Source organism: Sphingobium nicotianae (genome assembly GCF_018603885.1).
In the GTDB taxonomy this organism is placed as follows: domain Bacteria; phylum Pseudomonadota; class Alphaproteobacteria; order Sphingomonadales; family Sphingomonadaceae; genus Sphingobium; species Sphingobium nicotianae.
In genome coordinates, this window is the sequence record NZ_JAHGAW010000004.1 from 46,513 (window position 1) to 63,126 (window position 16,614).

General features: G+C 66.2%; 18 protein-coding genes. 7 read left to right on the plus strand and 11 right to left on the minus strand.

What is annotated here, in order from left to right; genetic code table 11:
- The first annotated feature begins 3 nt into the window (after positions 1–3).
- Complete coding sequence (locus KK488_RS06610) at positions 4–477, plus strand: hypothetical protein (RefSeq protein WP_214622371.1); 474 nt, start codon at positions 4–6, stop codon at positions 475–477.
- A complete protein-coding gene (locus tag KK488_RS06615) occupies positions 467–922 on the plus strand; it encodes an SRPBCC domain-containing protein (protein ID WP_214622372.1) in 456 nt (151 codons plus the stop codon). The genes KK488_RS06610 and KK488_RS06615 overlap by 11 nt, the downstream gene beginning before the upstream one ends.
- Before the next feature lie 40 nt (positions 923–962).
- Here KK488_RS06615 and KK488_RS06620 read toward each other — a convergent pair whose 3' ends face one another.
- Positions 963–1,658, minus strand: a complete 696-nt coding sequence (locus KK488_RS06620) for a cysteine hydrolase family protein (RefSeq protein ID WP_214622373.1) — start codon at positions 1,656–1,658, stop codon at positions 963–965.
- Between the two features lie 230 nt (positions 1,659–1,888).
- Between KK488_RS06620 and KK488_RS06625 the strand changes: the two genes are divergently transcribed.
- The 3 genes from KK488_RS06625 to KK488_RS06635 all read left to right on the plus strand — a co-directional run bounded on the left by KK488_RS06625 (position 1,889) and on the right by KK488_RS06635 (position 3,577).
- Positions 1,889–2,539 carry a VOC family protein gene (locus tag KK488_RS06625; RefSeq protein ID WP_214622374.1) on the plus strand — a complete coding sequence of 217 codons (651 nt, stop codon included), beginning with the start codon at positions 1,889–1,891 and terminating at the stop codon, positions 2,537–2,539.
- A gap of 77 nt (positions 2,540–2,616) precedes the next feature.
- A complete protein-coding gene (locus KK488_RS06630) occupies positions 2,617–3,165 on the plus strand; it encodes a MarR family winged helix-turn-helix transcriptional regulator (RefSeq protein WP_214622375.1) in 549 nt (182 codons plus the stop codon).
- Positions 3,166–3,238: 73 nt separating this feature from the next.
- The gene (locus KK488_RS06635) at positions 3,239–3,577 is read left to right on the plus strand and encodes a DMT family protein (RefSeq protein ID WP_214622376.1); all 339 of its coding nucleotides are present in this window, start codon (positions 3,239–3,241) and stop codon (positions 3,575–3,577) included.
- Here the strand turns inward: KK488_RS06635 and ruvC are convergent.
- Genes ruvC through KK488_RS06650 form a run of 3 tightly spaced genes read right to left on the minus strand, consistent with a single transcriptional unit; the run spans position 3,574 to position 5,164 of the window.
- On the minus strand, positions 3,574–4,074 hold the full coding sequence (gene ruvC, locus KK488_RS06640) for a crossover junction endodeoxyribonuclease RuvC (protein ID WP_214622377.1): 501 nt from the start codon (positions 4,072–4,074) through the stop codon (positions 3,574–3,576). The two genes, KK488_RS06635 and ruvC, sit on opposite strands and share 4 nt — an antisense overlap.
- The gene (locus KK488_RS06645; protein ID WP_214622378.1) at positions 4,071–4,421 is read right to left on the minus strand and encodes a DUF3147 family protein; all 351 of its coding nucleotides are present in this window, start codon (positions 4,419–4,421) and stop codon (positions 4,071–4,073) included. The genes ruvC and KK488_RS06645 overlap by 4 nt, the downstream gene beginning before the upstream one ends.
- Positions 4,421–5,164 carry a YebC/PmpR family DNA-binding transcriptional regulator gene (locus KK488_RS06650; RefSeq protein ID WP_214622379.1) on the minus strand — a complete coding sequence of 248 codons (744 nt, stop codon included), beginning with the start codon at positions 5,162–5,164 and terminating at the stop codon, positions 4,421–4,423. The genes KK488_RS06645 and KK488_RS06650 overlap by 1 nt, the downstream gene beginning before the upstream one ends.
- Before the next feature lie 481 nt (positions 5,165–5,645).
- Between KK488_RS06650 and polA the strand changes: the two genes are divergently transcribed.
- Positions 5,646–8,456: a DNA polymerase I gene (gene polA, locus KK488_RS06655; protein WP_214622380.1), complete on the plus strand. Its 2,811-nt coding sequence runs from the start codon at positions 5,646–5,648 to the stop codon at positions 8,454–8,456.
- Positions 8,457–8,692: 236 nt separating this feature from the next.
- Positions 8,693–9,592, plus strand: coding sequence for a CHAD domain-containing protein (locus KK488_RS06660; protein ID WP_214622381.1), 900 nt, complete (start codon positions 8,693–8,695; stop codon positions 9,590–9,592).
- A gap of 18 nt (positions 9,593–9,610) precedes the next feature.
- On the opposite strand, the gene KK488_RS06665 is transcribed toward KK488_RS06660, so the two are convergent.
- The 7 genes from KK488_RS06665 to KK488_RS06695 all read right to left on the minus strand — a co-directional run bounded on the left by KK488_RS06665 (position 9,611) and on the right by KK488_RS06695 (position 16,606).
- Complete coding sequence (locus tag KK488_RS06665; RefSeq protein WP_214622382.1) at positions 9,611–10,087, minus strand: MarR family winged helix-turn-helix transcriptional regulator; 477 nt, start codon at positions 10,085–10,087, stop codon at positions 9,611–9,613.
- Between the two features lie 64 nt (positions 10,088–10,151).
- The gene (galE, locus tag KK488_RS06670; RefSeq protein WP_214622383.1) at positions 10,152–11,156 is read right to left on the minus strand and encodes a UDP-glucose 4-epimerase GalE; all 1,005 of its coding nucleotides are present in this window, start codon (positions 11,154–11,156) and stop codon (positions 10,152–10,154) included.
- Between the two features lie 262 nt (positions 11,157–11,418).
- On the minus strand, positions 11,419–12,477 hold the full coding sequence (locus KK488_RS06675) for a mannose-1-phosphate guanylyltransferase/mannose-6-phosphate isomerase (RefSeq protein ID WP_214622384.1): 1,059 nt from the start codon (positions 12,475–12,477) through the stop codon (positions 11,419–11,421).
- A gap of 93 nt (positions 12,478–12,570) precedes the next feature.
- The gene (locus KK488_RS06680; RefSeq protein WP_214622385.1) at positions 12,571–13,554 is read right to left on the minus strand and encodes a type II secretion system F family protein; all 984 of its coding nucleotides are present in this window, start codon (positions 13,552–13,554) and stop codon (positions 12,571–12,573) included.
- A gap of 16 nt (positions 13,555–13,570) precedes the next feature.
- The gene (locus KK488_RS06685; protein ID WP_432653842.1) at positions 13,571–14,566 is read right to left on the minus strand and encodes a type II secretion system F family protein; all 996 of its coding nucleotides are present in this window, start codon (positions 14,564–14,566) and stop codon (positions 13,571–13,573) included.
- A gap of 71 nt (positions 14,567–14,637) precedes the next feature.
- Entirely contained in the window at positions 14,638–15,945 is a 1,308-nt protein-coding gene (locus KK488_RS06690; protein ID WP_214622387.1) for a CpaE/TadZ family protein, read from the minus strand.
- 1 nt (position 15,946) lies between these two features.
- The gene (locus KK488_RS06695) at positions 15,947–16,606 is read right to left on the minus strand and encodes a CpaD family pilus assembly lipoprotein (RefSeq protein ID WP_214622388.1); all 660 of its coding nucleotides are present in this window, start codon (positions 16,604–16,606) and stop codon (positions 15,947–15,949) included.
- Positions 16,607–16,614 lie beyond the last annotated feature (8 nt).

The following is a 16,614-nucleotide window of genomic DNA, read 5'->3' on the forward strand; positions in this document are numbered from 1 at the left end:
GGAATGCGCGGTTATTTCTGGAAGGCGCTGGCGATCTGCGGGACGCTCGACATCGGTTACGCCATGGCCCTCGCCATGGCGCTGGGCGGCCGGCCCGGCGGTGTGCTGCGCTCGGTCGCCGCCGGCCCGTTCGGGCCGCAGGTGCTGAGTTGGGGCATCTCCGGCCCGCTGGCCGGGCTGGCGGTCCATTATGCCATCATGGCGGTGATGGTCGCGGTATTCGGGCTGATCGCGGGACGTGGCCTGCTCGACCGGGTCAGCCCGTGGATCGCCGGGCCGGTCTATGGCCTGATCCTCTATCTGGTGATGTACTGGATGGTCCTGCCGCTGCGCTGGCCGGCCACCCAGCCGACGCTCGATCCCGCAACCGTGGCGTCGGCGCTCTTCGCGCATATCGTGCTCGTGGGCCTTCCCATGGCGCTCATCGCACGACGCAGTTTTCGCAAGGTCAGAAAGGCGCCCGTCCATGGTCAATGATGACGACATGATCCTCAGCGTGACGACCCATATCGCCGCGCCGCCGGACAAGGTCTGGGACATCCTCACGACCCGGCAGGAGGAATGGTGGTGCCCCAAGCCCTGGCGCGTCGAGATCGTCGAGCAGGACTGGCGCTCGGGCGGTCGCGCGGCCATGACGATACACGGGCCGAACGGCGAGGTGATGCCGCAGGAGTGCGTGTTCCTGGAGGTCGTGCCGGGCGAGCGCTATGTCGTGACCGATGCCTTCACCACGGGCTGGAAGCCGGCGGGTCCGTTCATGGTCGGCATCTGGGAAATCGCGCCGGAAGGCGAGGGCACGCGCTATACCGGCTCCGCGCTGCACTGGACGCGGGACGCCTATGAGCAGCACAAGGCGATGGGCTTCAGCGAAGGCTGGAGCGCGGTGGCGCAGCAGCTCAAGGAACTGTGCGAGGCGGCCTGAGCAATGTTCCTTCCGTTCGACACGAACGGATCGGCTATTCTCAGGTCTCCGCCATCGCCGGCTGCAGCAGCGCGACAATCTCCTGCGTCGACATGACATCCGCGAAGAGGAACGCCATGTTGTGCAGGGTCGCGTTATGCTCCTCGTCGGTCAGCGCGGCATTCGCGTCGGTGGCGAAGATCACGCGGTAGTTCATCTGCATCGCATCGCGCGCGGTGGATTCGCAGCAGCAATTGGTCAGCGTGCCGGTGATGATCAGCGTATCGATGCCGCGCGCCCGCAGCTGCGCGTCGAGATCGCAGGTGCCCGGGATGAAGGCGCCGAAGCGGCGTTTCTCGATGGTCCGGTCGACGCTCGCGTCCACATCCAGCGCCGGCCAGAGCTGCCAGTGGTGCGCGCCGGGCGTGAAGGCATCTTGATGGCCCTCGGCGACGCCCTTCGAGAAGCGCGCATAGAAGGTCGACCAGCTGTCGAGATCGCCGACCGGTGTGGTGAACTGCACGAAATAATTGACGCCTCCGGCCGCGCGGACGGCCTGGGCGATCGCATTCACATTGGGCACGATCTCGCGCGCGATCGGCACTTCGACCGGCGCGCCTTGCTCGACGAAGCCGTTCTGCATGTCGATGACGACATGGGCCGTGCGGGCGGGGTCGAGGCTCTCGATGACGTGCGGTCGGCCGCGATCGGCGGTCAGGCGCGCGATGAGACCGGCATCGAGCATGATCTTGTGCATGGGGCTCTCTCCTTTTCGCCCAGCATAAGCGATCTCGCCGCAGCGGGGGAGGGAAATTGCCGCGGCGCCATGCTAGGGCGCATCGAGATCCAGCCCATGCCGGGCTGCAAATGGCGCTTCTGCGCGCTTCGGGTGCTCACATACTTTAAGTACGCTGCGCTCCGGGCCACGCAAAAACACCATTTTCGCCTCGGCCTGAACTGAATGTCGATCCGTCCGAGAGGATACGCATGATCCGCAGACCGCGCGGCCGGCCGCGCCATGACGATGTCCTGACTCCCGCCGAATGGCGCACGGTCGAGATGCTGCGCCACGGCATGAGCGTGCGGGCCATCGCGCAGCGGCAGGGGGTTTCGCGCGACGCGGTCAAGTTCCACATCGGCAACGCCGCCGGGAAGCTGGGCCTGTCGGGGCTCCGCGCGTTGCGGCGCTGGCAGGGTATAGCCGGGGACAGTCCGCTGAAGGAAAGGGAGAAGCAGGACATGGCAGCGCTCAGGCTCGGGTCGATCGGCCAGCTCTCCCGCTCGGTGAGCGACATAGAGGCGGCCGTCGCCTGGTATCGCGACGTGCTCGGCCTCACTCATTTGTTCACCACCGGCGGGATGGCCTTCTTCGATTGCGGGGGCACGCGGCTCTACCTGCAGCAGGGGCCGGTCAGATCCGAATCCATTCCCTACTTCACCGTGCCGGACATCCATGGCGCGCACGCGGCGCTGGTGGCGCGGGGCGCGGTCAGCACCGCCGTTCCCCACATCATCCACCGCGACGAGCAGGGCGGCGAGCTCTGGATGGCCTTCTTCGCCGATCCCGATGCGCCGCACATCGCCGATCCGCATGGCCGGCTGATCGCGCTGATGGCGCAGATCACGCCGGATCGTTGAATAACCCAACCAAAACATTTCATTCTCGCGCCGACCAGCTACAAGGATAGGCAGTTGGGGGAATGGATGGAGGGATCATGGCCGCTTCGGCAGGCGCAAAGAAGGTCGACGACAAGGCATCGGAAGGGCGCGTTGGCGACTTCGATGACTGGGCGGAGGGCTATAACCGATTCTATCCGGACGACACGCGGCTGGACCGGGAATATCGCCTCTCACGCCTGCTGGTCATGGCCGGGCGCTCCTGGGTCACGCATATCGACAATCGCCTGCGGTCCGAGACCGGCCAGAGCCGCGCGCGCTGGCAGGCGCTGTTCACGATCGCTTTCGGCCCGCAGCCGGTGACGCTCACCGATCTCGGCCAGCGGCTGTTCGTGCAATGGCCCACGCTCGTGCGCGTGATCGAGGGGCTGGCGGCGGATGGCCTGATCAAGCGGATCGACAATCCGCGCGACGGCCGCTCGAAGCTGGTCTCGCTGACGCCCGAGGGGCTCGCCGTGGTGCACAAGATCCAGCCGGTGCTCGATGCCGAGCGCCAGAAGATGCTCGCCGATCTCGACGATGCCGAACTGAAGCAATGTGCGGAACTGCTGCAGCGAATGTTCGAGCGGGTCGCGCGCGTGCCCTGACTCGCCGGTCGTTCGGGCGACCTTGTCGGATTTGAGGATGGTCTTTGCGATGGCGCGCTGGCATCAACGCGCGATGCCTACGATCGCGCTCCTGCTTGCCTCGAATATTTTCATGACCACCGCCTGGTACTGGCACCTCAAGGGCGGGATGACCAAGCCGCTGCTGGTCGTCATCCTGATCAGCTGGGGCATCGCATTCTTCGAATATTGCCTCGCCGTACCCGCCAATCGCCTCGGTTACGCCAGTGGCTGGAGCGCGGGCCAGCTCAAGATCGCGCAGGAGGCGATCGCGCTGATTGTCTTCGGGGTGTTCATGGTGACGGTGCTGGGCGAACCTGTGAGCTGGCGACATCTCGGCGCCTTCGCTTGCCTGATGGGCGCGGTGGCGTTCCTGTTCTGGGGGCGGAGCTAGAGCTTCGCGCGCTCGGACAGTTGCTGCGCACTGCGGAACATATGCGCGTGCGTGATCGCGACGGCGAGCGCATCGGCCGCGTCCGGGCCTGAAATCGCTGCACCGGGCAGCAGGCGGGCGACCATGGCGTGGACCTGATCCTTGCTCGCATTGCCGACGCCGACGACCGATTTCTTGACGAGCCGCGCGGCATATTCGCCGACGCTCATGCCCGAGCGCGCCGCGCCGAGCAGAACGACGCCGCGTGCCTGGCCCAGCTTGAGCGTCGACTGGGGGTTGCTGTTGACGAACACTTCCTCGACTGCGGCATGATCGGGATTGTGCGCAGCAATCAGGGCGGTGAGTGCAGCATCGAGCGCGACGAGGCGCTGCGCGAGGGCTTCCCTGGTATCCGTCCTGATCTGGCCATTGGCGAGGTGCGAGAGGCGATTGCCCTCAGCCCGGATCAGCCCCCAGCCGGTGGTGCCGAGGCCGGGATCGAGACCGAGGATGATCAAAGCCGCAGGCCGAAGCGCGGGCCGATGGCGGTCATCGCCAGATAGAGCGCGACCGTGAGCGCACAGCCGGCGAGCAGCGCGACCCAGAAATTGACCCCCTGCCGCAGCAGTGCCGGGATGAGCAGGAACATTGGCAGCGAGGGCAGCACATACCAGAAGGTCGCTTCCGCATGCCGCGCCATATTCTCCGCGTCGGGCCGGCTGTACCAGAGCAGCATCATGCCGAGCACCGAGACGAGCGGCAGCGATGCGACCAGCGCCGCGAGGGCCGGCTGGCGTTTCCCGATTTCCGCGATCGCCACGATGAGCGCGCCCGAGAGCAGCGCCTTGGCGATCAGGGAGAGCATCAGCCGAGCTTCGCCATCACGTCGTCGGGCACTTCATAATTGCCCCAGACGGTCTGCACGTCGTCATCGTCGTCGAGCGTGTCGACCAGCTTGAGCAGAGTGGCGGCATTGGCCTCGTCCAGCTCGACGGTGGTCTGCGGCTTCCAGGCAAGCTTGGCGCCTTCCGCCGGGCCGAGCTTGTCCTCCAGCGCCTTGGCAACTTCGTGGAGTGCATCCATCGCCGTCCAGATCTCGTGCTCGTCCTCGCCCGAGGTGACGTCCTCCGCGCCGGCTTCCAGCGCCGCCTCGAAGATCGTGTCGGCATCGCCCACGCTGGCCGGATAGGTGATCAGGCCCATGCGGTCGAAGCCGTGGCTGACCGCACCCGACGCGCCGAGATTGCCGCCATTCTTGGAGAAGGCGGTGCGGACATTGGTGGCGGTGCGGTTGCGGTTGTCGGTCAGCGCCTCGACGATGATCGCGATGCCGCCCGGGCCATAGCCCTCATAACGCACTTCCTCGTAATTCTCCGCATCGCTCCGGCTCGCCTTGTCGATGGCGCGCTGGATATTGTCCTTGGGCATGGACACGGCCTTGGCCGCGTTGACGGCGAGCCGCAGGCGCGGGTTCATGTCCGGATCGGGCGTGCCCATCTTGGCCGCGACGGTGATTTCGCGGCTGAGCTTGGAGAAACTCGCGGCGCGCTTCTTGTCCTGCGCACCCTTGCGATGCATGATGTTCTTGAACTTGCTGTGGCCTGCCATGTCGACTTCTTCGATTGCTGGATCGGGAAAAATGATCGCGCCTCCTATCGCGGCGGGCGCGATGAGGCAACGGGGCGGTGGATATGGCGGCCGGAACTCCACCAACTTCTTGCGCGGTCTCCTCCCTCATTGCGGCGGCGGGGCCGGTTGCAATGAGGCGTCATCCTTGAATCGTCGGAATGATGAGGCGGCAGTTGGTCTCGAATTAGGCAGGAAGGCTGCCCTTCCTGCCTAACCCTCCCACAGATGCGGAGGGCGATCGACCTTCGCCGGGTCGCTGGGCGCTGGTCGAGCCTATCCGCGTGGGCAGGGATAAATCTACCATGATAGGTATGTCTATTGGTGGATTTACGGATGGCGCAACGTTGGGGAGGAACGGTCAATCTCCGGATCAAGCCGGGCCGGCGACGGCGGCGCGACGACGGGGGCAATGTCGCCCGCCGCGTTTGCAGCGCATCGCGCCGCGCGCTATCCCCCCACCATGGCCACTCGGAATCACCTCTATCTCGTCGACGGCTCGGGCTATATCTTCCGCGCCTATCACCAGCTTCCGCCGCTCACCAACCGGCATGGCACGCCGGCGGGCGCGGTCTATGGCTATACCGCGATGCTCTGGAAGCTGGCCGACGCGCTCGACAAGGAGGAGGGGCCGACGCATCTGGCGGTGATCCTCGACAAGGGATCGCACACCTTCCGCAACGAGATGTACGACCAGTACAAGGCGCACCGCCCGCCGCCGCCGGAAGACCTCATTCCACAGTTCCCGCTGATCCGCGAGGCGACGCGCGCCTTCTCGCTGCCCTGCATCGAGGAGGACGGGTTCGAGGCGGACGACATCATTGCGAGTTACACCTGCAAGGCGATCGAGGCCGGGTGGGACGTCACCATCGTGTCCTCGGACAAGGATCTGATGCAGCTCATCGCCCTCTCCAGCGAGGGTGGGCCGGCCGTCGACATGCTCGACACGATGAAGAACGAGCGGCGCAGCGCGCCCTATGTGCTGGAGAAGTTCGGCGTGCGGCCGGATCAGCTCGGCGACGTGCTGGCGCTGATGGGCGACGCGGTCGACAATGTGCCGGGCGTGCCGGGCATCGGCGCCAAGACGGCGGCCAAGCTGATCGTCGAATATGACAATCTCGACGCGGTGCTGGCTGCCGCGCCAACGATGAAGCCCAGCAAGATGCGGGACAATCTCATCGAGCATGAGCCGATGGCGCGGCTCTCGCGCCAACTGGTCGCGCTCCATTGCGAGATGGACCTGCCGCATACGCTCGACGAGCTGAAGCTGGACGGCATCCCGCCCGAGCCGCTGCGCAATTTCCTGGAGGATCAGGGCTTCAAGGCCCTGCTCTCGCGCATGGCCGCGCATGCGCCGGGCAAGGAGAAGCCCGACCCGGTCGCCGCCGCCGCGGCGCTCTCCGATCCGGGCACGCCGGACTTCATCGACCTGCCGCCGATCGATTGCGATGGCTATGAGATGGTGACGACGCCCGAGCGGCTCGCCGCCTGGGTGGCGGAAAGCCATGCGAGCGGCATCATCGCGATCGATACCGAGACGGATTCGCTGGATTCGGTGGCGGCCAACCTGGTCGGCATCTGCCTCGCCACCGCGCCGGGCAAGGCCTGCTACATCCCGATCGGCCACAGGAGCAGCGACGACATGTTCGGCGAGGTGCCGCAGCAATTGTCGCTGTCCGAGGTGGTAGCGCAGCTCAAGCCCTTGTTCTGCGATCCGGCCGTCCTCAAGATCGGCCACAACATCAAATATGACATCAACGTGCTGATCCGCCACGGCCTCGACGTGTCGCCGATCGACGACACGATGGTGATGAGCTTCGATCTCGATGCCGGGCAATCGCTCGCCGGGCACGGCATGGACGAGGTGGCGCACGCGGTGCTGGAGCATAGCTGCATCACCTTCAAGGAGGTGACCGGCACCGGCAAGAAGGCGATCAGCTTCGCGCAGGTGCCGCTCGATGCCGCGACCCGCTATGGCGGCGAGGATGCCGACGTGACCTGGCGGCTGTGGACCCGTTTCAAGCCGCGCCTCGCGCAGGAGGCGGCGACGCGCGTCTACGAGCTGGTCGACAGGCCGCTGATTCCGGTGGTGGCCGGCATGGAGCGGGCGGGCATCAAGGTCGACCGCGATCATCTCTCGCGCCTGTCCGGCCGCTTCGCGCAGGAGATGGCGCGGCTGGAGGAGGAGATCCACGCCGAGGCGGGCCAGCCCTTCCAGATCGGCTCGACCCAGCAACTGGGCGCCATCCTGTTCGAGAAACTGGGCTACAAGGGCGGCAAGAAGGGCAAGTCCGGCGCTTACTCCACCGACGTCACCGTGCTCGAGAAGATGAAGGCGGAGGGCGCGACGATCGCGGGCCTGGTTCTGGACTGGCGGCAGCTCGCCAAGCTCAAGTCGACCTATACGGATTCGCTGCAGACCCAGATCAATCCGGATACAGGCCGCGTCCACACGAGCTACAGCCTCACCGGCGCGCAGACCGGCCGGCTCAGCTCCAACGACCCCAATCTCCAGAACATCCCGATCCGCACCGAGACCGGCAAGCAGATCCGCGATGCCTTCATCGCCGAGCCGGGCAATGTGATTCTCGCGGCCGACTATAGCCAGATCGAGCTGCGGCTGGCCGCGCACATGGCCGACGTGCCGACCCTGCGCGAGGCCTTCCTGCGCGGCGAGGATATTCACGCCGCGACGGCCAAGGAGCTGTTCGGCGAGGTCAATCGCGACACGCGCGGGCGGGCCAAGACGATCAACTTCGCGATCCTCTACGGCATCTCGCGCTGGGGCCTCGCGCAGCGGCTGGAGATCGACGCGGACGAGGCGCAGGCGATGATCAGCCGCTATTTCGATCGCTTCCCCGGCATCTCCGCCTACATCAACGAGACGCTGGAGAGCGTGCGGCACAAGGGCTTCACCCAGACGCTGTTCGGCCGCAAGACCTGGTTCAACCAGATCAAGTCGCCGATCCAGCACGTCAGGCAAGGCGCTGAGCGCGCCGCCATTAACGCGCCGATCCAGGGCACCAGCGCCGACATCATCAAGCGCGCCATGGTGCGCATGGGACCGGCGCTGCGCGAGGCGGGGCTGGATCGGGTGAAGATGCTGCTGCAGGTGCATGACGAGCTGGTCTTCGAGGTGCCGCAGGAGGATGTCGAGGCGGCGAGCCCGATCATCCACCGCGTGATGGCCGGCGCGGCGGCGCCGATGGTCGAGCTCTCCGTGCCGCTCGGCGTCGAGATCGGCACCGGCCCGAGCTGGGGCGCGGCGCACTGATTTGGTCCTCCCCGAGCTTGCTCGGGGAGGGGGACCATTTGCGTGGCAAATGGTGGAGCGGAAAGAGGCGCGCATCGCCTGTCGGCGACGCCCCTCCACCATCCTTCGGATGGTCCCCCTCCCCAAGGCGAGCTTGGGGAGAATTAGGCCGCGTCACCCTTGCACACCTCCGCTGGACCCGCGCCGACCCTTCGCATAAGCTCCAGCCCGTGTGGGGAGCGAGGATCGGATAGCGCATGCCCTTTCGGTTCGAGGAGGCAGACGGGACGGTCGAGGCCGGGCTCAAGCGCATCGGCGGCGAGCAGATCGATGCGGCTCTGGTCGCGATCCGCTCGCGCGAGCTGGAAACCGGGCGGATCGTCCATGAGGTGCGGCGGCGCGGCAAGGCGGTGCGCGCGCTGATCCGGCTGGTGCGCCCGGAGTTCGCTGCGTTCGACGGGGAGAATGCGGCTTTTCGCGACATCGGCAGGTCGATCTCCGGAGCGCGCGACAGCATGGTGCTGATCGACACGCTCGATGCGCTGGCGGGGGAGGATGACAAGCTCGATCCGGACGCGGTGCGGCGGCTACGCAGGCGCCTCGCCCAACCGCCGGAGAAAGCGCGGCCGCTGCGCCAGGTGCTCGACGAATGCGAAGAGCGGCTGGTGGCGGCGCGGGTGCGCGCGGCGGGCTGGACGCTCACGGCCGACGACTGGCAGGCGATCGGCGGCGGCTTTGCCAGGACGCTGAAGGCAGCGCGCACGGCGATGAAGGATCTGGCCAAGACCGGGGATCCCGCCTGCAGCCATGAATGGCGCAAGCAGGTCAAATATCATGCGCATCACATGCGATTGCTGCGCGACGTCGGGCCGGGCCCGGCGCAGACGCGCGCGACGCGGTCGATGGCTCTGGCCGACATGCTCGGCGAGCGGCACGATCTCGATGTGTTCATGGCGATGCTGGCCGCCCAGCCCCGTCGGCGCGGCGACGCGGAGATGCTGGAGCGGCTCGCCCGCCTCGCGCGCAAGCGGTCCGCGAAGTTGGACAGCAAGGCGCGCAAGCTCGGCAAGGACCTGTTCGGGGAGAAACCGCACAAGCTCGTCGGCAAATGGGCGGAGCGCTGGGCGGACCGGGCGCGGCAGGAAGAAATGGCCTGAGCGGCGTTCCCGTGTGCGTCAGTGTGCGGGGTCCTCAAGCTCCGCTTCGTGGCGCATGTTGATGAGCGTGCCGAGCGCCCGACGCAAGGCAGCGACGTCGTCCGGGCCGACGCGCGCGAGCAGCTCGGCGTCGATGCGGGCACGGGCGGCTGCCTGTGCCTCGGCTGCCGCTTGGCCGCGCTCGGTGAGGGTGACGATGATCTGGCGGCGATCGGCCTCGTCCGGTGTGCGCTGCAGATAGCCGCGCGAGACGAGCGTATCGACGAGCTGCCCGGCGCCCTGCTTGGTGATGCTGAGCTCGCGCATCAGCTGGCGGATGGGGACGCCGCCCGCGCCAATCGCGAGGCCGCCGATGATGTAGAGGCCGTTGCCGGGGATGTCGTCATAGCCTGCTGCGTCGAGCGCGTCGCGCATCGCTTTGCCGTAGGTGGTGCGTGCGTGGCGCAGGAGGGCGGCGATGACGACATTGTCGTACCAGGGCGTGTCTTGGTCCATGATGCGACGATAGCGTGATTCGGGTTGACAGTCAACTAAATTGACTATCAAAGTTTGTTGACTTTCAACCGCCTGTGCGCTCGCTCAGCTTGCGCTCCCAGGCGAGCGCGTGCGTCACGATCTCGCCCAGATCGGCATGGGCCGGCTTCCAGGGCAGGGTCGCGAGGATCGCCTTGTTGTCCGAGATGAGCGCGGGCGGATCGCCGGCGCGGCGCGGCTCCATGCGGCGCGCCACTTTCATGTTGGTGACGCGATCGACGGCGTCGAGCACTTCGAGCACGGAGAAGCCTTTGCCGTAGCCCGCATTCATCGTGAGGTTGCGGCCGGGGTCGGCGATCAGCGCCTCGAGCGCCAGCACATGGGCGGCGGCGAGATCGCTGACATGGATATAGTCGCGCACGCCGGTGCCGTCCGGCGTGTCATAGTCGGTGCCGAACACGGCGACATGGCTGCGCTTGCCCAGCGCCGCCTCGACCGCGACCTTGATGAGATGCGTCGCGCCCGCGGTCGACTGGCCCGAGCGGCCCTGCGGATCGGCGCCCGCCACGTTGAAGTAGCGCAGCGCGCAATAGTTCAGCGGATGCGCGAAGGCGACGTCGGCCAGCATCAGTTCGGTCATGAGCTTGGACTGGCCATAGGGATTGATCGGCCGCTTGGGGCTGTCTTCGCGCACCGGGCTGACCTCGGGAATGCCGTAGGTCGCCGCGGTCGACGAGAAGATGAAATGGGGTACGCCCGCGTTGACGGCGGCCTCGATCAGGGCGCGGCTGTTGGCGGTGTTGTTGCGATAATATTTGAGCGGATTCTCGACCGATTCCGGCACGATGATCGAGCCGGCGAAATGCATGATGCCCTTGACGTCATGCTGCCGCAGCACGCCTTCCATGAAGGCGATGTCGCCAATGTCGCCCTCGACGAACACGGCATTCTCGTGGACCGCCCAGCGGAAGCCGGTGGTGAGATTGTCCACCACGACCACGGGCCAGCCGCCGTCGATCAGGGCGAGCACCGCATGGCTGCCGATATAGCCGGCGCCGCCGGTGACGAGGATGGTGGGTTTGTCGGTCATCTGGATCATGGCCTCCGGGGTCTCGGAATGGCGTTCCTATGGCGCAGGGATATTAGGAAGTCGTGTAATCAAGTGTCTTCGCCATCCTTTTCTCCGTTCGCCGTTCGACACTGTCAGGGCGAACGGCGTCTTGAGGCATGCTCGCACGCACTGACCGCTCAATAGAAGCGCGCGACTACCGGCACGACGACCATCATGAGGACGAGGATCGCGAGCGCTACCAACCAGTGGCGGTGCTTCCCGTCGTCCCGCGGCTGTCCTGTCACGGCTTGTTCACCCGTTCCGCCAGCGCAGCGACAGCCTTGCGGACGTCCTGCGACTTGCCGCGCGGCAGGATGAGAATCTCGTCGCCCGTGGCGATGACGATAAGATCGTTGGCGCCGACGACGGTGACGTGCGGACCGTCGCTGCGGATGAGGCAGCCCGTCGCCTCGATCGCATAGCTCGGGCCGTGCAGCGCATTGTTGGCCGCATCCTTGGGGGCGAGCGCATGCAGCGCATCCCAGCTGCCGACATCCGACCAGCCCATGGCGACCGGCGCGCAGGCGACCTTGTCGGCTCGCTCCATCACCGCATAGTCGATCGAGTCCGACGGGCAGGCAGCGAACGCCTCGGCGGCCGGCTGGATGATGTTGCCGCCATGGCTGGCGCCCGCCATCGCCGCGCGGGCCGCAGCCAGCATCGCCGGCTGATGCTGCGCCAGTGCTGCCAGATAGGCGCGCGCGCTGAACAGGAAGATGCCGGCATTCCAGACATGGCCGCCATCGGCCAGCATCTGCGCCGCGCGCGCGGCGTCCGGCTTCTCCACGAAGCGCGCGACCTTTCTGACGCCATCGGCCAGCTCGTCACCGAGCGCGATATAGCCAAAGCCGGTCTCCGGCGCGTCCGGCTCGATGCCGAAGGTCACCAGCCAGCCCTGCGCCACCAGATCGCGCGCGCGCGCGATCGCGGCATGGAAGGCGGCGACGTCGGCGATGACATGGTCGCTCGGCATGACCAGCATCGCGCTGTCCTGCTCCTCCAGGGCGATCGCCGCGAGCGCGATGGCGGGCGCGGTGTTGCGCGCCATCGGCTCGAGGATGAGGGTCATGCCCTCGTCGCCCTGGTCATGGATGAGGTCGACATGCGCGGCATTGCCGACGATCACCGGCGCCGTCGCACCGGCCAGTCCCGCGATCCGGGCCAGAGTGAGCTGGAACATCGTGCGCTCGTCGGTCAGCGCGATGAATTGCTTGGGCCGCTCGCCCCGACTCACCGGCCACAGCCGCGTGCCCGATCCACCGGACAGGATGACAGGCGTGATGGGCTGTTTAACGGGCACAGCTAGAATCTCCTGAATGGCGTTGGTTCGCCTAGTGACGCAGGCGACGCGAAGCTGCAAGCGCTTCGCGGCCCGAGACGTTCCCGGACTTCCTCAGAATGCCTTGCTGATCGAGCAGGCGGCCGGGCCGAGAATGACGACAAACAAGGTCGGCAGGATGAAGAGAATCAGCGGTACGGTCATGATCGCGGGCAGGCGCGCGGCCTTTTCCTCGGCGCGCATCATGCGGGCGTGGCGGAACTCGGCCGAGAGGACGCGCAGCGCCGAGGCGAGCGGCGTACCGTATTTTTCGGTCTGGATCATGGTGGTGACGACACCCTTGAGGGCATCGAGCTTCACGCGCTCGGCGAGATTCTCGAACGCCATGCGGCGTTCGGTGAGGAAGCTCAGTTCGATTGCCGTGAGCTGGAATTCCTCGCCAAGCTCGGGATAGGCGGCGCCCAGTTCCTTGGCGACACGCCCGAAGGCGGCGTCCACGGTGAGGCCCGCTTCGGCACAGATGACCAGAAGATCGAGCGCGTCCGGAATGCCCTTGCGGATCTCCGCCGAGCGCTTGGTGATCAGATTGTTGACGTAGAGATCGGGCGCCTTGTAGCTCAGCAGCAATGCGCCGGCGAAGGTGCCGAACTTCCGCATCGAAGACCAGTCGGGCCACAGATCGACCCCATAGATCAGCAGCGCCGCGGTGACGCCGATCAGGATCGGCAGGGCCATGCGGCCGAAAATGATCGCGATGGCCCATTCCTTGGAGCGGATGCCGGCCTGGGCGAGCTTCTTCTGCGCCACCTTGAGCTGATCGTCCTGCAGCACCTTCATCGACGAGAGCAGGACGCGCATGCGATCGGTGGTGTCGTTCTGGTGAACGATCTTGGCGCGCCGCTTGCTGGCCGAGGCGGTGATGCCGGCCTTGAGCTGCTCGCGCCGCTCATTCAGCGCCTTGACGCGCTTCGTCATCGGGTCGCGCACGGTGGAGGCGACATAGATGGCGACGAGCACGGCGAAGGTCGCCATTGCGGCCAGCAGGGTGCCGATGTCGGTGGCGGTCAGGCCGTAAAGGGTTGCGCCCTGGGACTGCATGGTGTCGCGCGCTCCCTCAGATCTCGAAGTTGATCATCTTGGCCATGATGAACACGCCGATGCCCATCCAGCCCATGCCGCCGATCGCGACCATCTGCATCAGGCCGAGGCCGAACAACGCATTGGGATCGCCGGTGAAGAAAGGCGTCATATACTGGAAGTTAATCCAGGAAATGAGGCCGAACACAAGGAAGGGCAGCGAGCCGATGATATAGGCCGACGCCTTGGATTCCGAGGACATTGCCTTGATCTTGAGCTTCATCTGCGCGCGCTGGCGCAGCACGCTGCCCAGATTGGCAAGCGTCTCGGCGAGATTGCCGCCGGTCTCGCGCTGGATGGCGAGCGTGATGCAGAAGAATTGGAATTCCGGTGTGCCGAGGCGCACGGCGGTCTCCTGCAAGGATTGGTCCGTGCTCTTGCCGATCTTGATCCGCTCGGTGATCAGCTTGAATTCCTCGCCGACCGGGCCGGGAATCTCCTGCGCCACCACGTTCATCGTCTCGCCGACCGGAAGCCCCGAGCGCAGGCCACGGACCAGAAGGTCGAGCGCATCCGGGAAGTTGGCGGTGAACTTGTTGACGCGCCGTGCGATCAGTTTGCCGACGAAAAAGTGCGGGAGGCCGAAGCCGGCCGCAAGCCCGACCAGCAGCGAGGGCAGCAGGGAAAAGCCGCGCAGCGACAACAGCCCGAAGAACAGGATCGCGAGCCCCGCCGAGGTCGCCATATACTGGCTGAGCGTCCACTTCTTGCCGGTCATGGCAAGGCGCCTGGCAAGCTGCTCGGGATTGGGGATGATCGAGGTGAGGAGCTGATGCTTCTCCACCTTTCGGGAGCCGATCGCCTTGCGCATGCGCGCTTCGAGCTGGTTGAGATCCGAAGCGGCGTGACGACCCTTGATCGCGGTCATGCGGCGCGCGCGGGCGCGCTCAGGCGAGGGACCGGCGAACGCGAAGAAAAGCATCGCGACCATCGCCAGGGCGAGCAGGATCAGCAGGAGCAGCCTTGCGTCGATCATCGTCCCATCCACTCAATCATCCTGCGACGGCGCGCGGCCGAGGCTCACTGTGCGCCGAAGCCATCGGCTCAGTCTTCGACCAGAGCGGCGTCCGCCTTGGTCTTCGCCTTGCCCGGCTTGGGCAGCTTGACCTCGAGCAGGCGGCTCAGCAGCGATCCGCCGGTTTTCTTCTTGGCGAGCAGCGTCTTGTCCTTCACCACCTCTGTGGCGCCCGTGTCGGTTAGCGTCTGGCTCAGCTGCAGCAGCGTCTGGCCCAGCTTGCTAGACTTGCCGCTCTCCGCCACGGTCTTACCGAGCTTGGCGGCCTGGGTCGTGACCTTGGCGTCATAGGGCAGGATCATGTCGACCGGCCGCTCGATCGAATGCTCGAAATCCTTGCGCGCGATCTCGACGTGGCCGGCCTGCACCTTGTTGGCCACGACGACGACATGCGAGCTCGGCGCATTGGACTTGAGCCAGGAGAGCACACGGATCGTGTCGCGCGCGGCGGCGAGGGTGAACTCGGTGACGACGACCACGACGTTGGATTCGTGGACGAGATGCGGGTGCTGCACGAGCATCGGGCGCGGCAGGTCGACGAAGGTCCATTCGAAGGCGCCGCGCAGCTCTTCCTCGAGCTGATAATAAGCCGATCCATCGGTAATCAAAGGCTGGCTGATCGGCGCCTCGGCCGACAGGAGGGCCAACGTCTCGCTGGCGCGCACCATCGCGCGCTCGATGAACAGGCCGTCGATGCGGCTCGGATTCTCGACCGCGTCGGTGAGGCCGCGGCCGGGCTCGAGGTCCATCGAGAGCGCGCCGGTGCCGAAATGCACGTCGAGATCGAGCAGCGCCGTCGGGCGCTTGCCCTTGGTGCTGCTCAGATAAGCGAGCGAGGTCGCGACGGTCGAGGCGCCGACGCCGCCGCGCGTGCCGATCACCGTGACCATCAGGTGCGGGCGATCGTCGACCATGTCGGTCTTGGGCGCGAGGAACACCGCCTGCGCGCTCGCCAGCGTGTCGCGCAGGGCGTCCGCCGAGAGGGGCTTCAGCAGATAGTCCTGGATGCCGCTGGCGACGAGATCGCGGTAGAGGCGTACGTCGTTGACCTGCCCGCTGGCGATCACGACGGTGCCGGGCTCGCAGACCTCGGCGAGGCTGTTGATGTCGTTCAGCGGATCGCCCGATTCCGAGAGATCGACGAACAGCACGTTGGGACTCGCCGACATGGACAGCGACTGGACCGCATTGCGCAGCCCGCCCTTGTACACCTTCTCGATCGGCCAGCCCATTTCCTGGACGACGGCGCGGATGAGATCGAGGCTATGCTCGTCGCAGACATAGGCATGGAAGGGGTCGCGGCCATTGGGACCGGATGGTTTCCAGGGTGCGTTCATCTCAACTTCCTCCTGCCGACATGGCTTGCAGACCGCCAGCGCCCGTCGGTGCCTTGTCCTTATATGCCTTGATCGCCTTGCCGCTCTCGACGCCCTTGTCGTCGATGCCGCGCTCATGACCCTGCACGAGATCCTGCGGGTCGGCGATCATCGCGGCGAGGTTGCTGGCGGTGGCGCAGCCATAATTGTCGCTGAGGCCGGCGGTGAAGTCGGCTTCGCCCTTGTCGCGCCAGCTCGGGCAACCCGGGACGGTGGCGACGGACCGGCTGACGACGACGCGCACGGCGCCGGCCGCCGGTTCGCCGACGGTCGCAGGCGCCTCGCCTTCGATCAGCAGGCCCTCACGGCCGACGACCTGGGCGATGCCGTCATGCATGGCGAGCGAGCCTGTATTGGCGCCCGCCAGCGAGACATGATCGCCATAGCCGAGGCCCAGCGCCTTGAACCAGACGGAGAGGCGCTTCTGCTCGGACGGGCTGAGCGCGCCGGAACTGTCGGCCACGACATCGAACACGAAATCGGTGCGCTCGACGACCGGCTGGTGCTTCGGCTCCAAGCCGCGTTCGACCTTGCCGGCGGTGGCCGGCGAGAGCGTCAGCAGGATGCCCAGGGTCAGTGCCGGAGCACCGCGGCGAAGGAAGAAGCGCATCTTGTCCATCATAAGTCCTT